Annotated in this window: 13 protein-coding genes and 1 pseudogene; 4 read left to right on the plus strand and 10 right to left on the minus strand. The window is 66.5% G+C overall.

Going from position 1 to position 16389, the window contains the following annotated elements:
* Nucleotides 1–353: 353 nt before the first annotated feature.
* From QNA08_RS02420 to QNA08_RS02430, 3 genes are read left to right on the plus strand one after another with little or no spacing between them, the layout of a single operon-like run.
* A complete protein-coding gene (locus tag QNA08_RS02420) occupies nt 354–1646 on the plus strand; it encodes a class I SAM-dependent methyltransferase (RefSeq protein ID WP_283739068.1) in 1293 nt (430 codons plus the stop codon).
* Entirely contained in the window at nt 1643–2440 is a 798-nt protein-coding gene (locus QNA08_RS02425) for a glucose-1-phosphate cytidylyltransferase (RefSeq protein WP_283739069.1), read from the plus strand. Before QNA08_RS02420 ends, QNA08_RS02425 begins: the two co-directional genes overlap by 4 nt.
* A gap of 10 nt (nt 2441–2450) precedes the next feature.
* A complete protein-coding gene (locus QNA08_RS02430; RefSeq protein WP_283739070.1) occupies nt 2451–3104 on the plus strand; it encodes a PIG-L deacetylase family protein in 654 nt (217 codons plus the stop codon).
* On the opposite strand, the gene QNA08_RS02435 is transcribed toward QNA08_RS02430, so the two are convergent.
* The 3 genes from QNA08_RS02435 to QNA08_RS02445 all read right to left on the minus strand — a co-directional run bounded on the left by QNA08_RS02435 (nt 3091) and on the right by QNA08_RS02445 (nt 7891).
* Nucleotides 3091–4539, minus strand: coding sequence for a hypothetical protein (locus QNA08_RS02435; RefSeq protein ID WP_283739071.1), 1449 nt, complete (start codon nt 4537–4539; stop codon nt 3091–3093). The genes QNA08_RS02430 and QNA08_RS02435 overlap by 14 nt on opposite strands.
* 131 nt (nt 4540–4670) lie before the next feature.
* Complete coding sequence (locus tag QNA08_RS02440) at nt 4671–6914, minus strand: GNVR domain-containing protein (RefSeq protein ID WP_283739072.1); 2244 nt, start codon at nt 6912–6914, stop codon at nt 4671–4673.
* Nucleotides 6915–7111: 197 nt separating this feature from the next.
* Nucleotides 7112–7891: a response regulator transcription factor gene (locus tag QNA08_RS02445; protein ID WP_283739073.1), complete on the minus strand. Its 780-nt coding sequence runs from the start codon at nt 7889–7891 to the stop codon at nt 7112–7114.
* Nucleotides 7892–8591: 700 nt separating this feature from the next.
* On the opposite strand from QNA08_RS02445, the gene QNA08_RS02450 reads away from it, so the two are divergent.
* Nucleotides 8592–9485 carry a hypothetical protein gene (locus QNA08_RS02450; protein WP_283739074.1) on the plus strand — a complete coding sequence of 298 codons (894 nt, stop codon included), beginning with the start codon at nt 8592–8594 and terminating at the stop codon, nt 9483–9485.
* A gap of 79 nt (nt 9486–9564) precedes the next feature.
* Here QNA08_RS02450 and petA read toward each other — a convergent pair.
* The 7 genes and pseudogenes from petA to QNA08_RS02485 form a co-directional block, all read right to left on the minus strand.
* A pseudogene (gene petA, locus QNA08_RS02455) lies at nt 9565–10126 on the minus strand (ubiquinol-cytochrome c reductase iron-sulfur subunit).
* Nucleotides 10127–10309: 183 nt separating this feature from the next.
* Nucleotides 10310–10645 carry a cytochrome C oxidase subunit IV family protein gene (locus QNA08_RS02460; RefSeq protein WP_283739075.1) on the minus strand — a complete coding sequence of 112 codons (336 nt, stop codon included), beginning with the start codon at nt 10643–10645 and terminating at the stop codon, nt 10310–10312.
* Between the two features lie 11 nt (nt 10646–10656).
* A complete protein-coding gene (locus tag QNA08_RS02465) occupies nt 10657–11364 on the minus strand; it encodes a heme-copper oxidase subunit III family protein (protein WP_283739076.1) in 708 nt (235 codons plus the stop codon).
* Nucleotides 11365–11449: 85 nt separating this feature from the next.
* Nucleotides 11450–12115, minus strand: a complete 666-nt coding sequence (locus QNA08_RS02470; protein ID WP_283739077.1) for a cytochrome c oxidase subunit 3 — start codon at nt 12113–12115, stop codon at nt 11450–11452.
* A gap of 93 nt (nt 12116–12208) precedes the next feature.
* Nucleotides 12209–13990, minus strand: coding sequence for a cytochrome c oxidase subunit I (gene ctaD / locus QNA08_RS02475; RefSeq protein WP_283739078.1), 1782 nt, complete (start codon nt 13988–13990; stop codon nt 12209–12211).
* Nucleotides 13991–14077: 87 nt separating this feature from the next.
* Nucleotides 14078–14908: a cytochrome c oxidase subunit II gene (locus QNA08_RS02480; protein ID WP_283739079.1), complete on the minus strand. Its 831-nt coding sequence runs from the start codon at nt 14906–14908 to the stop codon at nt 14078–14080.
* A 737-nt stretch (nt 14909–15645) separates the two neighbouring features.
* Nucleotides 15646–16080: a CBS domain-containing protein gene (locus QNA08_RS02485; protein WP_283739080.1), complete on the minus strand. Its 435-nt coding sequence runs from the start codon at nt 16078–16080 to the stop codon at nt 15646–15648.
* Nucleotides 16081–16389: the final 309 nt, after the last annotated feature.

The raw sequence follows: 16389 nt of genomic DNA on the forward strand, positions 1-16389 counted from the left end.
CTACCACCATGCGGCGGCGGCCGTTCCCGATGCCTCCCCCGAGGGAGGGGTGGATCGTGGCGCGATGGCTCTCCTCTAGCCCCAACGGGCGATGGCGGCTCTCCGCTCGAACATCTCTGCAGGACCTTCGATCCAGCTAATCTCGGGAGGCAGGTCACAGCCGGCTCGGAGCGTCCGCCGTGGTGCGGCTCGCGCCTGCCGGCAGCGCCCCTGGAGCAATGACCGATCGAGGCCGATCGATCATCGCAACCAGTTCATTCACAGGGGAGCGTCTTCGCCCGCGCGGACCTCCGGTTCGTCGCCGAACCGGCGCCCGCGACGGCGGCAGGCGCTCCAGAGGGGATGCGGCAGGCATGAACGTTCAAGCGACCGCCGCGTCGCGGGAGGTCGACCTCCCGCCCGCCGGCTTCTGCCGTCTCTGCGGCGCAGGGCTCAGGCACACCTTCGTCGACCTCGGCATGTCACCGCTGTGCGAGAGCTACCGCACCCCGGACGAGCTCGATGCCATGGAGCCTTACTTTCCGCTGCACGTGCTCGTCTGCGACGACTGCTTCCTCGTCCAGCTCAAGGAATACGTCAGTCCCGAGCATATCTTCCGGGAGTACGCCTATTTCTCGTCCTATTCGACGAGCTGGGTTGCGCACGCCAAGACCTATTGCGACATGATCGTGCCGCGGCTCGGGCTCGGCCCCGACAGCCTGGTGGTCGAGCTCGCGAGCAACGACGGCTATCTGCTCCAGCATCTCCTGCCGCGCGGCATTCCCGTCCTCGGCATCGAGCCCGCGGCCAATGTTGCAAAGGTCGCGGCCGAAAAGGGCATTCCCACCCGCGTCGAATTCTTCGGCGTGGCACTCGCAAGGCAGCTGGTCGCCGAGGGCCGGCAGGCCGACCTGATCGTCGGCAACAACGTGCTGGCCCAGGTGCCCGACCTCAACGACTTCGTCGCCGGCATGCGCCTGCTGCTCAAGCCCGAAGGCCTGATCACCCTCGAGTTCCCGCATCTCGAACGGCTGATGGCGGAGAACCAGTTCGACACGATCTATCACGAGCATTTTTCCTATTTCTCGCTCATCACGATCGAGCGCATGGCGACCCGCCACGGCCTGAAGCTGATCGACGTGGAGGAGTTGCGCACCCATGGGGGCTCCCTGCGCGTCCACCTCGCCCATGCGGGCAGCGCTTTCGCGCCCGGCCGGCGCGTCTCCGAGCTCATCGCCCGCGAGGAGCGGCACGGCTTCCGAGAGCTCGCGACCTACGCGACCTTCGCCCCGCGCGTTCAGCGCGCGAAACGCCGGCTGCTTGCCTTCCTCATCGGCGCCAAGGAGGCCGGGCGGACGATCTGCGGCTACGGCGCGCCCGGGAAGGGCAACACGCTTCTCAACTATTGCGGCATCGGGACCGACTTCCTCGCCTTCACGGTCGACCGCAACCCCTACAAGCACGGCCGCTTCACCCCGGGCATGCACATTCCCATCCACCCCGTGGCGGCCATCGACGCGGCCAGGCCCGACTACATCCTGATCCTGCCCTGGAACCTGCGGCAGGAGATCATCGACCAGATGCGTCACGTCGCCGACTGGGGCGGAAGGTTCGTCGTCCCCATCCCCGAGTTGACCGTCATCGACCCCAGGGAGCTGCGCCCATGAAAGTCGTGCTTTTCTGCGGGGGCCTGGGCACCCGGATCCGCGAATATTCCGAAAGCATCCCGAAGCCGATGATCCCGATCGGCCATCAGCCCATCCTCTGGCACGTCATGCAGTACTACAGCCAGTACGGGCACCGGGACTTCGTCCTGTGCATGGGCTACAAGGCCAACATCATCAAGGACTTCTTCCTGGGCTACCGGCCGCAGGCCTTCGCCGACTGCGTCGTCTCCAACTACGGCTCGAAGGTCGAGCTCCTGGGCGAGCCACAGGAGGACTGGCGCGTGACCCTCATCGACACGGGCATCTGGCGCAACATCGGCGAGCGCCTGTGGGCCGTGCGCGACCACGTGCGCGGCGAGCGGATCTTCCTGGCCAACTACAGCGACGGGCTGACCGACGTGAACCTCGACGACATGGTCGAGCGCTTCGAGAGGAGCGGCAAGCTCGCCTGCTTCCTCGCCATCCGTCCACCCCTCACCTACCACCTTGCCGACATCGACCGCGACGGCCGGGTGCGCGAGTTCCGCACCTCCGACCGCTCGGAGATCTGGATCAACGGCGGTTATTTCATCATGCGCCCCGCGATCTTCGACTACATGAACGAGGGCGAGGAGCTGGTCGTGGAGCCCTTCCAGAGGCTCATCGAGGCCGATCAGCTCATGGCCTACAAGCACGAGGGCTTCTGGCGCTCGATGGACACCCTGAGGGACCGCCAGGTGCTCGAGGACATGGTCGAGCACGGGCAGATGCCTTGGCGGCTGGCCGACGGTGTCGCCATGAAGCACCGTGCCTGAGCCCGCGCCCATGCGCGTCTGGAAGCTGGCCCAGCCGGGAGAAAGACTCTCAGTCCTCTGCCTCGGGGCCCACTCCGACGATATCGAGATCGGTGCCGGGGGCACGCTCCTCGCCTGGATCGCGGCGGGCGTCGCGCTCGACGTGCACTGGTGCGTGCTCAGCGCCCCGGGCCCGCGCGCTGCGGAGGCCCGGACCTCCGCCGCCGCCTTCCTCGCCGGCGCCGCGAACGCGCACATCGAGATCGCGGACTTCAAGGATGGCTATTTCCCCTACGAGGGGGGCGGGCTCAAGCTCTGGATCGAGAGCCTGAAGGCGCGCGTGAGGCCCGACGTCATCCTGACGCACCGGCACGACGACGCCCACCAGGACCACCGCGAGCTGTGCCGCCTGACCTGGAACGCCTTTCGCGACCACCTCATCCTCGAATACGAGATCCCCAAGTGGGACGGCGACATGGGCCGACCGAACCTCTACGTGGCGCTGCCCGATGCCGTCGTCAAACGCAAGATCGAGCTCCTCCTCGCCCATTTCGGCACGCAACGCTCGAAGGACTGGTTCGATCCGGAGACCTTCCGCGGCCTTGCCCGCCTGCGCGGCATGGAGTGCCGTGCCCCCGAGCGTTATGCCGAGGCGTTCCTGCTGCGCAAGGCTAGGCTCGGCTGAGTCCGGTGAGGTCGGATCGCGCCCGGTCGAGCCTGGCAAGGTCGCGCCGCGCGATTCCTTCCCGCCGCACCTTCTCCCGGCAGGCGAGAACCACGGCGAGCGCGATGAAGAACAAGAGGCCGGGGTCGGCGCTGCCGCCGCTGATCGTGGCCGCGAGCAGCGTCACGAGGGCACAGGCGCGGACGCTGTCGTGCAGGGCGACGACGGCTGGATCAACCGATGCGGCAACGGGCCGCTGGATCCGCCGGCAGAGCACGGCAAGCAGCGTGACGACCATCAGTGATCCGATGAAGCCGAGCTGAGACAACACCGCGACCGGCCAGCTCGACGCCCTGGAGCTGCCAAAGCCGATGCCGAGCCCGCCGGTGTCGAGGAACGACTGGATACTCCGCTGGTTCCAGTAGATCCGCTCCCGCCCCGACCCGGAGGCCGCCTTGTCGACCACCATGGTCTCGAGAAGGCGCAGGAAGGGCTCAAAGAGGCGCTCGTTGTACAGATAGACGGCGAGGATGCCGGCGATGGCGAGTGTGAGCACGCCGATCACCTGCAAATCCCTGTGCGAGAGCCGCCCGACGAGGGCCGATCGCACGATCGAGGCGACAACGGGCACGGCGACGGCCGCGCCGCCCACATAGGCAGTGCTCGACGTGGACAGGATGAGAAGCGTGAGTGTCGCGAGCGTCAGAAAGAGCGCGATGCGCGAGCCCGTCGCCCGCCAATAGGTGAAGACGAAGGCGAGGCAAGCGAGCGAGGCCGCGGCGAAGGCCGAGGCCTCCGAATAGCCGCCCACGATGCGCCAGAAGCCTTCCGCCGCCCTGTCGGTCATGAACGCATAGCCGGCACTGCGGATCGGCAGGAGCACATCCCCCATCCCGACCATCTTGCCCGCGAGATCAAGCACGCCCATGCCAACGTGGAGTGTGGCCCACAGGAGGAAGCCGCGGCGCACGGCGTCGAGCGCCCCCTCGCCCCTCAGGCAGATGCCGAGCGCCAGGAACGTGACCGCCCCGAGAGCGAAGTAGCCCGTCTGGGAGATGTTGCCCGACACGGGGGCGAGCGGCACCTCGAGCACCCGCTCGAGCGCACGGGAGGGCACGAAGGCGCTCGTCTGTCCGGCGAACAGGCGCGGCAGGATGTAGGCTCCGATGAAGGCATAGGCCGTCAGGCCGACTATGACCCAGGCGACGCGCTGGCGCGCGAACAGCCGCGAAAGCTCGTGCAGGGCGTCGCGCCGCAGGGCGACCGCCAGCGCGAGCAGCATGGCGAACGGAGTGTAGACAAGCGGCGTCGAACCACCGAGGGCGTTGAGCGTCACGATGGCAGTCGAGCCGAAGGCGAGCGAGGCGACGAGAGCGACAAGGTGGGGTGCCCCGAACTGTCGGCTCAACAGGAGGAGGCATGCCCCGATGAGAATTCCGGCGACCGACACCTGCATGTCTCGCACCCCACAGCGGTTCCTCCTGCCGGCAGACCCTCGTCCTGGCCGGTTGAGGGCCGGGCCCGACCACGGCTCCGCGCGGTGGTCCGCACGCCGGAGCGGCCCCCGGCCCCGCCGGCCTTCGCGGGTCAGGGATAGTAGGGCGTATATTCCGGCTGCTGGGCGCGCACCGCCCGCGCATCCGCCTTGTTGATCACGGCGCCGAGCACCCGCGCGCGCGCCGAGCCGAGGCTCTGCATGGCGCTGGCGACGGCACCGACGGGCGTCCTGCCCCATTCGGCGATGAGGACGATGGCGTCGAGCAGCGGGCTCACAGCTCGCGCATCCACGGTCGGAACGAGCGGCGGCAGATCGACAAGGATCGAATCGTAGGAGCCGCGCAGCTCCTCGAGCAGCAGCGTCATGCATTCGGAGCCCAGAAGGTCCGCTGAATGGGCGATTGGATCGGCGCAGACCACCGGCATGAAATGCAGGCCGGAAGCCGCGTCGACCACGATGAGATCGTGAGGCTTCACGCCGCGCAGCGCCTCGATCAGGCCGCCGCGCGCCTGCGGCGCCAGGGCGCGTGTCAGCGTGGCGTTGCGCACGTCCGCATCGACGAGAAGCACCTTGACTCCGCCCATCGCATAGAGCCGCGCCAGGTTGCTTGCCAGCGTGCTCTTGCCCTCGCCCGGGGAGGACGAAGTGATGCCGATGCATCGCAGGGCCTTCGTGTGGTTGGCAATGCTGATCGACGTCTTGACCCCACGCAGCGCATCGCTGAAGCGCGAGAAGGGAAAGGCTTCCACCTCGGTCAGGAACGACGTCGGCTGCGTGCGCACGAAGCGCCTGACGCCGGCGAGGAGAGGGCCGCCATTGCGCCAAGGCCGCCGTTCGTCGTCACCGCGCACGATGCGCGGCACGAGCCCCAGGCATTCCACGCCGACCTCGTTCCTGATCTGGTCCGCCGCCTGGACGCTGCGGTCGAGACCATGCCGGACGAGGGCGAGACCCACGCCACCCAGGGCGCCGACCAGCGTCGCCAGAGCCATGACCAGCCCCGTGCGCGGATAGCTCTTGCCGAGCGGCTTCGTCGCCTCGGTGATGACCCTGGTATTGGCGATGGGGAAGGACTGCCGCTGGGTGGACTCGGTGAATTGCTGCAGGAAGCTCTCGTAGATGCGGCGATAGGTCTGCGCGCTCGTCTCGAGTTCGGTAAGCTTGATCTGGGCCCGCCGGCTGGCGGCGGTCTCGCGCACGAGCCGCGCCAGTTCGGCATCGACGCTCTCCTCGCGCGCCTTGGCGATCTCGTAGTCGCTCTTGTAGGTCTCCCCGATGCGCTGCAGTTCCTGGGACATGGCCCGCTGGAAGTCCTGCATCTCGCTTCGCAGATTGGCCGCCGCCGGATGGTCGCGCCCGTAGCGCTTGGCGAGTTCCGCCTCGCGGGTCTCGGCGTCGAGGTAGCGCACCCTGAGCCCATTGATGACCTGGTTGCCGAGCACTTCGACGACGGCCGCATCGGGAAATCCGGAAGCGAGAATCTCCTCGATGCGGGTGAGCCGGGCCCGCGCATCGGCCGTTCTGGCGCGGGCGAGGACGAGCTGGCTGTTGAGCTCGGACAGGCGCTGATCGTCGAGGAGCCCGCGCGTGCCGACGTCGACGATGTTGTGCTCGGCCTTGAACTGCTGCACCGCGCGGGCCGCGAGCTGCATCTGGTCGCGCAGTTGGACCAGGCGCTCCTCGAGCCAGTCGCCACCGCGCCGCGCGGCCTCGGCCCGCGCCTCGAGCTGCTCGCGGATATAGGCATCGGTCGTGGCGTTCACGACGCGGGCCGCCTTCTCCGGGTCGGCCAACGTCATCGACACCTCGATGACATGGGACAGGCCGACGCGCCGGACATCGAGGCTGTACTCGAAGGCGGAGACCGCAAGCCGCGATCGCTCGTATTCGGTCGGCGGCTCGTCGTCGTCCGACCAGCCGATCCACGCCAGAAGCTGGCCCAGCCGCCCCTTCCGGCCCTGGAACTCCGGATCGCTCTTGAGGTGCAGCGCATCGATCACACGCGTCACCACCGCCTCGGAACGGATGACGGCGATCTCGCTCTCGACCTGTGCGTTGTCGAGCGACAGGTCGACCTCACGGAGCTGCTCCCGGAACAACTGAGCCGAGCGCGGATCGATGAGCAGCTGCGCGCGCGCCGTGTACATGGGCACGCTTGTGCGAACGTAGAGCACGGCGACCGCGAGCGCGGCGACGGTGCAGAGGACGATCGTGCCGAGGTAGCGCCGCACGAAGGCGGCGAGCTCCGCCGTGCTGAAGTGGGGCTGGTCCGACCTCGCATCGGGGAAGCCCTGGTCTTCCCCCGCTCTCAGTCTCGTCGCGCGCTCTAGCATGCTCGAAGTCCCCGGAAGGAGGGTCGCTGGTGAGGCGCCTCGGCGGGCTTGCACCGGGGCGCGGCCCGTCGCGAGACCGGGAGCGGTCCGTCCGACGTGATCGGAAGGCGCCCGCAGGAGGATGAAATCAGAAACCGGTCCCGCGCCGCGCTCGCGCCACCTGCAGCGAGCGGTGCTCCGGACCGCGAGGCCCCATGTCAGCTGCCGTCGATGTCGGCGAAGATGTCGTTCGTCTTGTAGGCGACTTCGGTGCGGCTGCGCGCCTGGAGCTTCTTCATGATGTTGCGGACATGCACCTTGACCGTGCTTTCCCGCATGTTGAGCTCGTAGGCGATCCGCTTGTTCGCCTTGCCTTGCCGCAGCGCCTTGAGAACCGCCGCCTGGCGCGCCGTGAAACCGCCGCACGCCCCGTCGGGGGACGGCAGCGTTTCCTTGATGGACCGCCGCCAGGACAACAGGCTGCTCGCCGGCACGTAGGTGCCGCCGGCCCTGACCAGATGCATCGCCTCAACGGCAACGTCGATCGTCACGCTCGTGGGGATGTAGCCCCGAGCCCCCTTCTCCAGCGCGGTCAGGATCTGCTCCGCATCCTCTACATCCGACAAGAGAATCGTCGGCACGGAGCTCGACAGTCGCGAAAGCGCCTCCACATCAGGATCGGCAGACCCGACCGTCCTTTTTCTGGTAACGCAGAGAACGACAATATCGACGGACTTCTTGTCGATTGCAGAATTTTGCCACTCATCAACAGTCGAATAACTTAATACATGCATGTCACTTGCTGACGCTTCGAGCGATCTAGCAAGACATTCTCTTGACAATATCCGCTGGTCTATCAATACGACAGTGAACTGCCGAGAATGGCATTTATCCAACACGACTTCCGTCGTATCATTTTCATTCACATCGACAGCGCCCTTTTGTCCAAAGGCGGCGGTGGCGGGACCGACATCCCGATGATTGTCCAAGTATGTCATGATCGCCATCCTTTATGGTTATCGAAACATTACTTTGTGATGATAGCAAGCATGCACAACCCACTGTCCTTAGATCATCTGATGTAGCTTTTGCGGAAGAACCGCGATGGTCGGATTATGGACAGGCGCCGGGCCCGGAGCCGCCGGCGCGTCCCGCGGCGCGCTCGGCCGGCGCAAATTCTTTTGCCGGCATGGTTTTTCACCATGCGTCCCGTCCGAGCCGACGACTGCCCGCGCGCCGAGCCGCGCGATCACATGGCGGTGAGCGCCGCCGCCGGCGCCGGGCGGCGCCCGCCCGATCCGTGGCCGTCGCGGCCTATCCGGACACGCTTTCGCGCCCGGCAGGGCGTCCGCGGCAACAACGTCGGACCCGCCGCGCCCTCCCTGGCGGCATCGATCGCCTGCCCGAGAGCCCCGGCGCATATCGATGGCCATGGGCCACCGGCAAGGGTTCAGGCAGCGGCGTGTGACGGATGAAGCGCCATCGACCGGAAGGCGGGTGCCCCCGGCCGAAGTCGACGCGCACTACGGCCTTTGCGGTCGTTTTCCCGCCTTTGCCCGACGCCTAACCTGTCCTGGTGCGGACGGCCGCCTCTCCCCGCGCGGCCGGCCTGCACGCGGTACGGCGGGCCGAGGCGCGACCGCGATGCCGTGGAGCGACCACATGTGGAATGCGCTCGCCACGTCCTGGAGGTCCGCGGTGGCGCTCCGGCCCGCACCGAGGGAAACGCAGGCCGTCTGGGGGGACGGCATCGTCGACCAGTCGCTCACCGACCTCTGGCGGCCCTGCGGCTGGACGGATGTCGGCGAGGATGAGTTGATCTTCTTCCTGCCCGCGCTCGCCCACTCCGACCTGCCGCGGGACGGCGGGTCCGCAGGCCCCGTGCGGCATCTGCGACGCGCGCTGGCCGCCCGGCTCCATTGGACGGCCTGCCGCCTTGCGCAGACCGATGCCCCCCGTGCGCCCGCGACGATTGAGGCCCTCGAGGCCATCGGGGCGAGCGGAGCCGTGACGATGCTCGACCCGGCTGGTGCCTGGGAGGAATGCCGGGCCGCCTTCCTCGCCCTCTACGGCCCCTGCCGCCGGGAGGACCTGATCGCTCCTCGCAGGGCGAGGATGACGGCCAGGGGGCGCGTGCTCGCACTGGCTTGGCAGGACGAGGAGTGGAGGCGCGAACTCGCTGTTCTGCGCGCCTTGAACGCGCTTCTCGAGCACGCGACGCGCCTGTCCGGGATGCACGGGCCAGACGAAGAGCGGCCATGTCCCGACGTCGCGCTGTCCGAAGCGCTGACGGCCGCCATCCATGCAAGCTTCAATGTCGCCTACGTCTGCCGGCAGTACGCCTGCCTGCAGGAGCTGTTCACGGCGGGCGCCTGGCTCTGCCTTCTCGTCCGGGGCCGGTCGGCGCTCCTGCCGCCGCAAGTCGCCGCGCCCCTCCTCGACATCCTCACCGGGCCGCGCGACGCCTGCCGGGAGACGATCGACGCGGCATCCGCGGCTGCGGCCGGAGGCTCGGCCGGCCTGCTGAGCCGGGCCCGGCACGTTTGCGCGCGCGGCGTTCCCGCCCTCGTGCACCCACGCCGCCTGGCCTGAGGACCGAAGCAGAGACCCATGTGCTTACGCCAGCGCTGCCTGTCCGGCGCTCCGCTGCAAGGCGCTCATTCGTCCCACCTCACCCGATGACGACGCGCCGATCATCCAGGAAGGTATAGGGCGGCACGACGAGGTTGCGCGGCGCCGGACCACGGCGCACCCGCCCCCGATGCATCGTAGAGCGATCCGTGGCAGGGGCAGAACCAGCCCTCGTATTCACCCCGTGGATCACCGGATTTCTGCCCGAGGGGAATGCAGCCGAGATGCGTGCAGACCCCGACCATGATCAACCACTCCGGCCGCTGCACCCGCTGCGCGTCCGGCTCCGGGTCGAGCAGCCCGGGACTGTCGTCGTCCGCCCGCGCCCGCTTGATCTCCTCGGGGGTGCGGCGGGCGACGAAGACCGGCCGCCCGCGCCACCGTACCGTGATGCGCTGCCCCGGCTCGATCGGCGCGAGGTCGATTTCGGTGGTGGAGAAGCTGATGACATCAGCCGACGGGTTCATGTTCGCGATAAAGGGCCAGAGGGCAAAGCCCGTGCCCACGACCGCCATCGTCCCCGTAGCGAGAAACAGGAAGTCGCGACGTGTCTCCTCGCCCGTGCCCGTTTCGGAAGGGCTGGTTGCGCTCTCGACCGTCATGGCTCCAACTCCTGCGGCCGATGCTCATCATCGCGCGGCTGCCCGACGTGCCGCCCGCCTGCCGACGGCAGTCGCCGTCGCGGCGAGCCGGCCCCGCGGATCAGGGCCGCGTTCCGCGACGCCTCGCCCCGGTCCGCCCCTCTCGAACCGGGGCGAGCAATGACTTCATCATAATAGACCAGCTCACTGGCCGGCGGCGAAAAACGTCACCCGCGTGAGCAGCGTATAGTCGGCCTCGAACACCATGATGCCGACAAAGACGAGCACCAGCGTCGGCGGCAGCAGGATCGCGTAGATCAGGGCCAGCCGCTCCCACGCCATGTGCATGAAGACGGCGACGATGAGCCCGGCCTTCAGCATCATGAAGAGGAGGATGAGGGACCACCTCAGGTAGCCGTGGAGGCCGAAATAGTCGACGAGGTAGGAGAACGTGCTGAGGATGAAGAGCCACCCCCAGACCACGAGGTAGAGCTTGATCGGGTGCTGCTGCCCGTGGGCATAGGTCCTTGCCTGCGACATGGGCTCCCTCCTCACCAGAGGTAGAACAGGGCGAAGATGAACACCCAGACGAGATCGACGAAGTGCCAGTAGAGGCCCATGATCTCGACGATCTCGTAGTTGCCCTTGCGGCTGGTGAAGAACCCTCGCCTCTCGCGATCGAAATCCCCCCTGAGCACCTTGCGCGCGATGATGGCGAGGAAGATGACGCCGATGCTCACGTGCGTGCCGTGGAAGCCGGTGATGAGGAAGAAGCTCGAGCCGAACTGGGGGGCGCCCCAGGGATTGCCCCAAGGCCGCACGCCTTCGACGATCAGCTTCGTCCATTCGAAGGCCTGCATACCGACGAAGGTCGCGCCGAGGGCCGCAGTGAGGAGCATCAGCACGGCGGTCTTCACGCGGTCGCGGCGATAGCCGAAGTTGACGGCCATGGCCATCGTGCCGCTGCTGCTGATGAGGATGAAGGTCATGATGGCGATGAGGATGAGCGGCATCTTCCTGTCGCCGATCGTCAGGGCGAAGACCTCGCTGGGATTGGGCCACGGCACGATCGTCGACATGCGCACCGTCATGTAGGAGAGCAGGAAGAGGCCGAAGATGAAGGTGTCGCTCAGGAGGAAGATCCACATCATGGCCTTCCCCCAGGAGACGTTCTTGAACGCCCGCTGATCCCCCGACCAGTCGGCGACGATGCCGCGCCAGCCGGAGGGACGGACGATCGCTTCTTGCACCTTGTTCATCGCCTTGTTCCCCGTCTGCCCGCCTCTCTCCACCATTCGCCCCCGGGGCGCCGGGCCGGGGGGCGCGGGAGCGGCGGCAAATGGTTCAGGTCGCGAGCAGCAACGCGAACAGAACGAGCCAGACCCCGAGCAGGAAGTGCCAGTAGGTGGCGCAGAGCTCCACGCTGAGCAGCACCTCCTCCGCGCGCCCCCCGCGCCAGGCCTTCGCCGTTGTCCGGCCGAGGGCGACAAGGCCGCCTGCGAGATGCAGGCCGTGCACCCCGGTGATCAGGTAGAAGAAGGCGTTCGCCGGATTGCTCGCGAGGAAGTAGCCCCCCGCCGCAAGCTGCTGCCAGGCCCAGAGCTGCCCCGCCAGGAACAGGAGGGCCGAGGCGCCTCCCGCCAGAAGGCCGGTCTTGACCGCCCCGATGTCTCCTCCCGCCGCCGCGGCCCGCGCCCGGTGCAGGGCGTAGCTGCTCACGACCAGCACGCCCGTGTTGAGCCACAGCACCCGCGGATCCGGGAGAGGCCGCCAGTCCCCCATGTGCATGCGCATGAGATAGGCGCTGGTGAAGAGGGCGAAGAGGATGCCGACCACGGCGAGAAACACGACCAGGCCGACCTTGGCGGCCGGCAGGGCCGGTTCGGCCTGACCCGGCAGATGGGCCACCGGGCCCTCCTCCAGCCAGGGCTTGGCCGTGAGCCGCTGCTGGGACAGCCACCAGGCCACGACGATCGCGATCACGGCCAGGAAAAGGACTGTGGCACTCACGACCGAGATCCCCTTCAGCTCACCTCGTCGCCTGACGCCGGACCGGTTCTCCCCGCGGAAATTGCCTCGGCTCGGCGCGCCGGGCGCGCCCCGTCAGGCCGGAGCGCCCTCGCGCGCGCCCGCTCGTGCGACCACGGGCTGGTTCTGCGGCACGAAATCCTCTTCGGCCCCCGGCACGCTGTAGTCGTAGGCCCAGCGATAGACGACCGGCAGCTCCTTGCCCCAGTTGCCGTGCGCAGGCGGTGTTTCCGGCGTCTGCCATTCAAGCGTCGTCGCCTTCCAGGGATTGCCGCCGGCCTCCTTGCCCCGGACCAGGCTCCACGCGAGGTTGAACAGGAAGACGAGCTGCGCCGCGCCGACAATCAGCGCCACGATCGTGATGAAGGCGTTGAGCGTCCCGACCGAAGGCGTGTTGAAGGCCGCCTCGCCGAGTTCGTGGTAGCGCCGCGGCACACCGACGAGACCGAGATAGTGCATGGGGAAGAAGATGGCGTAGGCCCCGAGGAACGTGATCCAGAAATGCAGCTGGCCCAGGGCCTCGTTCAGCATCCGCCCGGTAACCTTCGGATACCAGTGGTAGATGGCCCCGAAGATCACGAGAATGGGAGCAACCCCCATCACCATGTGGAAATGCGCGACGACGAACATCGTGTCGGACAGGGGCACGTCCACGACCGCATTGCCAAGGAACAGCCCCGTGAGGCCGCCGCTGATGAAGGTCACGATGAAGCCGAGGGCAAACAGCATGGGCACGGTCAGATGGATGTCACCGAGCCACAGGGTAAGCACCCAGTTGTAGACCTTGATCGCCGTCGGAATGGCGATGATGAGCGTCGTGGTCGCGAAGAAGAACCCGAAATACGGGTTCATGCCGCTGACGTACATGTGGTGGGCCCACACCACGAAGCTGAGGGCGCCGATGGCCACGATCGCCCACACCATCATCCGGTAGCCGAAGATGTTGCGCCGTGCGTGCGTGCTGATGAGGTCGGAGACGATGCCGAAGGCCGGCAGGGCGACGATGTAGACCTCCGGATGGCCGAAGAACCAGAACAGGTGCTGGAACAGGATCGGGCTGCCGCCGCCATACTGCAGCTGCTGCCCCATCTCGACGAGGGCCGGCATGAAGAAGCTCGTGCCCAGCACCCGGTCGAACAGCATCATGACGGCCCCGACGAACAGCGCCGGGAAGGCCAGCAGCGCCATGACGCTCGCCGTGAAGATGCCCCACACCGTCAAGGGCATGCGCATCAGCGTCATGCCGCGGGTGCGTGCCTGGAGCACCGTCACGACGTAGTTCAGGCCGCCCATGGTGAAGCCGACGATGAAGATGATCAGGGAGGCGAGCATCAGGATGATGCCCCAGTCGCGCCCCGGTGTGCCCGAGAGAATGGCCTGCGGCGGATAGAGGGTCCAACCGGCGCCCGTCGCTCCGCCCGGCACGAAGAAGCTCGCGACGAGGACGAGCACGGCGAGGAGATAGACCCAGTAGCTCAGCATGTTCACGTAGGGGAACACCATGTCCCGGGCCCCGACCATCAGCGGGATGAGATAGTTGCCGAAACCTCCCAGCAGGATGGCGGTGAGCAGGTAGATCACCATGATCATGCCGTGCATCGTTATGAACTGATAATAAGCATTCGCATCAATGAATGAAAAGACACTCGGAAAACCGAGCTGCAATCGCATCAGCCACGACAATACGAGAGCAACGAGCCCGATCGACAGCGCCGTGAGCGAGTACTGTATGGATATGACCTTGGCGTCTTGGCAAAAGACGTACCTCGTCACCCAGCTCTTCGGGTGATAGAGCTCCATATCCTCGACTTCGGCGGGCGGAACGGCCCCGACTGCGCCAAGCGTGCCGTCGACCATCGGAATCTCCTTCCCGCGCTTGTCCCGGACGGCTGCATGCGCGCGTGCCGGTGTGCGGATCAATTTCTCCCGAGGTTCTCCAACAATTTAGTCCGTAAGCCTGGGACTTTCCACCTTGGGGCCAAGCCCCGCCGACGAGCGCACGAAGGTCGGCTGCTGCTCCAGCCAGGCCTGGTAGTCGCTCTCGTTCTCGACGACGACGGAGCCGCGCATCTGCGGATGCCCCACGCCGCACAGCTCGGCGCAGAGAGCCTCGAAGGTTCCGGTTCTCGTGGGCGTGAACCAGAAGTAGGTCACGGCGCCTGGCACCATGTCCATCTTGGCGCGGAATTCGGGCACGTAGAAATCGTGCACGACGTCCAGGGAGCGCAGCAGGACCTTGACCGGCTTGCCGACGGGCAGGTGCAGTTCACCGCCTTCGACCACGACATCGTCCTGCCCGTGAGGGTCGCTCGGGTTCAGCCCCAGGGGATTGTCGGAACTCACGTTGCGGATGTCGGACGTGCCGAGCCGGCCATCCTTGCCGGGCAGGCGGTAGCTCCACTGCCACTGCTGCCCCACGATCTCGATGACGGAGGCGCCCTCCGGCACCGTGACGAACTGCTTCCACACGAAGAGGCCGGGCGCCAGCATGGCCGCCACGCCCACGCCGGTGATGATGGTGAGCCACCATTCGAGCCGCTTGTTTTCCGGCTCATAGGCCGCTCGCCGCCCCTCCTGATGGCGGAAGCGGAACAGGCAATAGGCCATGAACAGAACCACGGCGACGAAGACGACGCCCGTGATCCAGAAGGTGATGATGATCGTGTTGTCGATATAGCCCCAGTTCGAGGCGATCGGTGTCCACCACCACGGGCTGAGCACATGGAACAGCACCGAGCCGACCGCGATCAGGACCAGTATGAGCGCGATAGCCATTTCCGACCATCCCTGCCCGCGAGAGACATGGACACGCTTCGAAAGGCCATACCTTCAAGAATGAGCGTCAATACAGATCTTATGCGTCATCCGAAGCGGTCGAACCGGCCGCCCCATGCCCTCGTCGACCCATCAGCGCTTCGACCGGGTACATCGGCCCATGGCCCGTTGAGCACATTCGCCCGTTGAGCACATTCGGTCTTGTGGCGGCCACCTCGATGCGGTCCGCCCCGGGGCCTCGCGCCGCATTTCGCGCTCAGTCCGGCCGTGCCGCGCCATTCACCGCAGCCGCGCCAATGATAGCATGGCGACAAGGAGAGAAAACTACCAGCCCATCGACTTTGGAACCCGCTATTCAGCACATTACCATGATTAGGCGCGACCAAGCACGCTGTCAATATTCACGTCTATTTGCTTGCCACCTACTTTGATCATGGCGAATTCCGCTTGACGCGGCATCGACAGAAACCTGTCACTGCGCGCCTCGCGCAGGCTCATGTTTCGGCGGGAGGCCTGTCACAGGCAACTGCCCGCCCGCACCAGGGGGGACGGCACCGCAGATCACTTGCGAAGCCTGGCACGACATTCAATCGCGGTAGCGGCGCCGTATCCCGGCGCCGCCGCGCGACCCACAATTTCTGCGTGGTTGCGTCGGATCGGGACGCGACCCCGCGTCTTATTCGTCATCCGAGCGCGATCTCATCACCGAAGCGATATCCGCCTCAGGAGGATCGTCTCTAATGCGCCACCTGGCGCGAGGCGTCGCGCCCGGCCAGCCGGGATACCTCCGGGAAGAGATCCGGCGGGCATTTCAGGGCGAGATCGGACAGGGACAGGACGCCGATCATCCTCTTCTGCCGGCTCAGCACCGGGAAGTGATGGATCTGCTTCTCTTCCATGCGATGGACGGCATCACTGATGTCTTCGTCGTCGAAGCACCAGGTAATGCCCTTCGTCATCACGTCCCGCGCCTTCGTGGTCTTCGGATCGGCGCCGTCGGCGACCGCGCGGCAGCAGATGTCCCGGTCGGTGAGCATCCCGATCAGCCGATCGTTCTCCCCCACCGGAAGACATCCGATGCCCCGGTCACGCATCTTGCTGGCGGCATCGACCAGCGAGACATCGGGTGTAATCCACTCCACTTGCGGTGTCATGACTTCACGAACCAGCATGACGACCTCCCTTTGCGAGCGGCCCCCCGTCCCATGCGTCCATCCCGGCGGAAACACCCCGGCGGCAGGGCGAGCCCCCCAAAAGGAACCACATGCGCGACAAGACCGTAGCGCATCTCGGACGTTCCGCCAACGCGACCTAAACAGCCGTCTTTCGGCGCGGGCCCGGCAGCACCTGCGGGAATCCGCAACGAAACATCCCAGTGGGAGAAATCAACCAATCAGCACAATCACAGGTTGCTCCATGTGGACAAATGCGGTAGAAAGGCACCGTTCTCGGCCAAGCTGGGAACATTCATGACTAACCAC

This window comes from Chelatococcus albus (genome assembly GCF_030067675.1).
In the GTDB taxonomy this organism is placed as follows: Bacteria; Pseudomonadota; Alphaproteobacteria; order Rhizobiales; family Beijerinckiaceae; genus Chelatococcus_A; species Chelatococcus_A albus.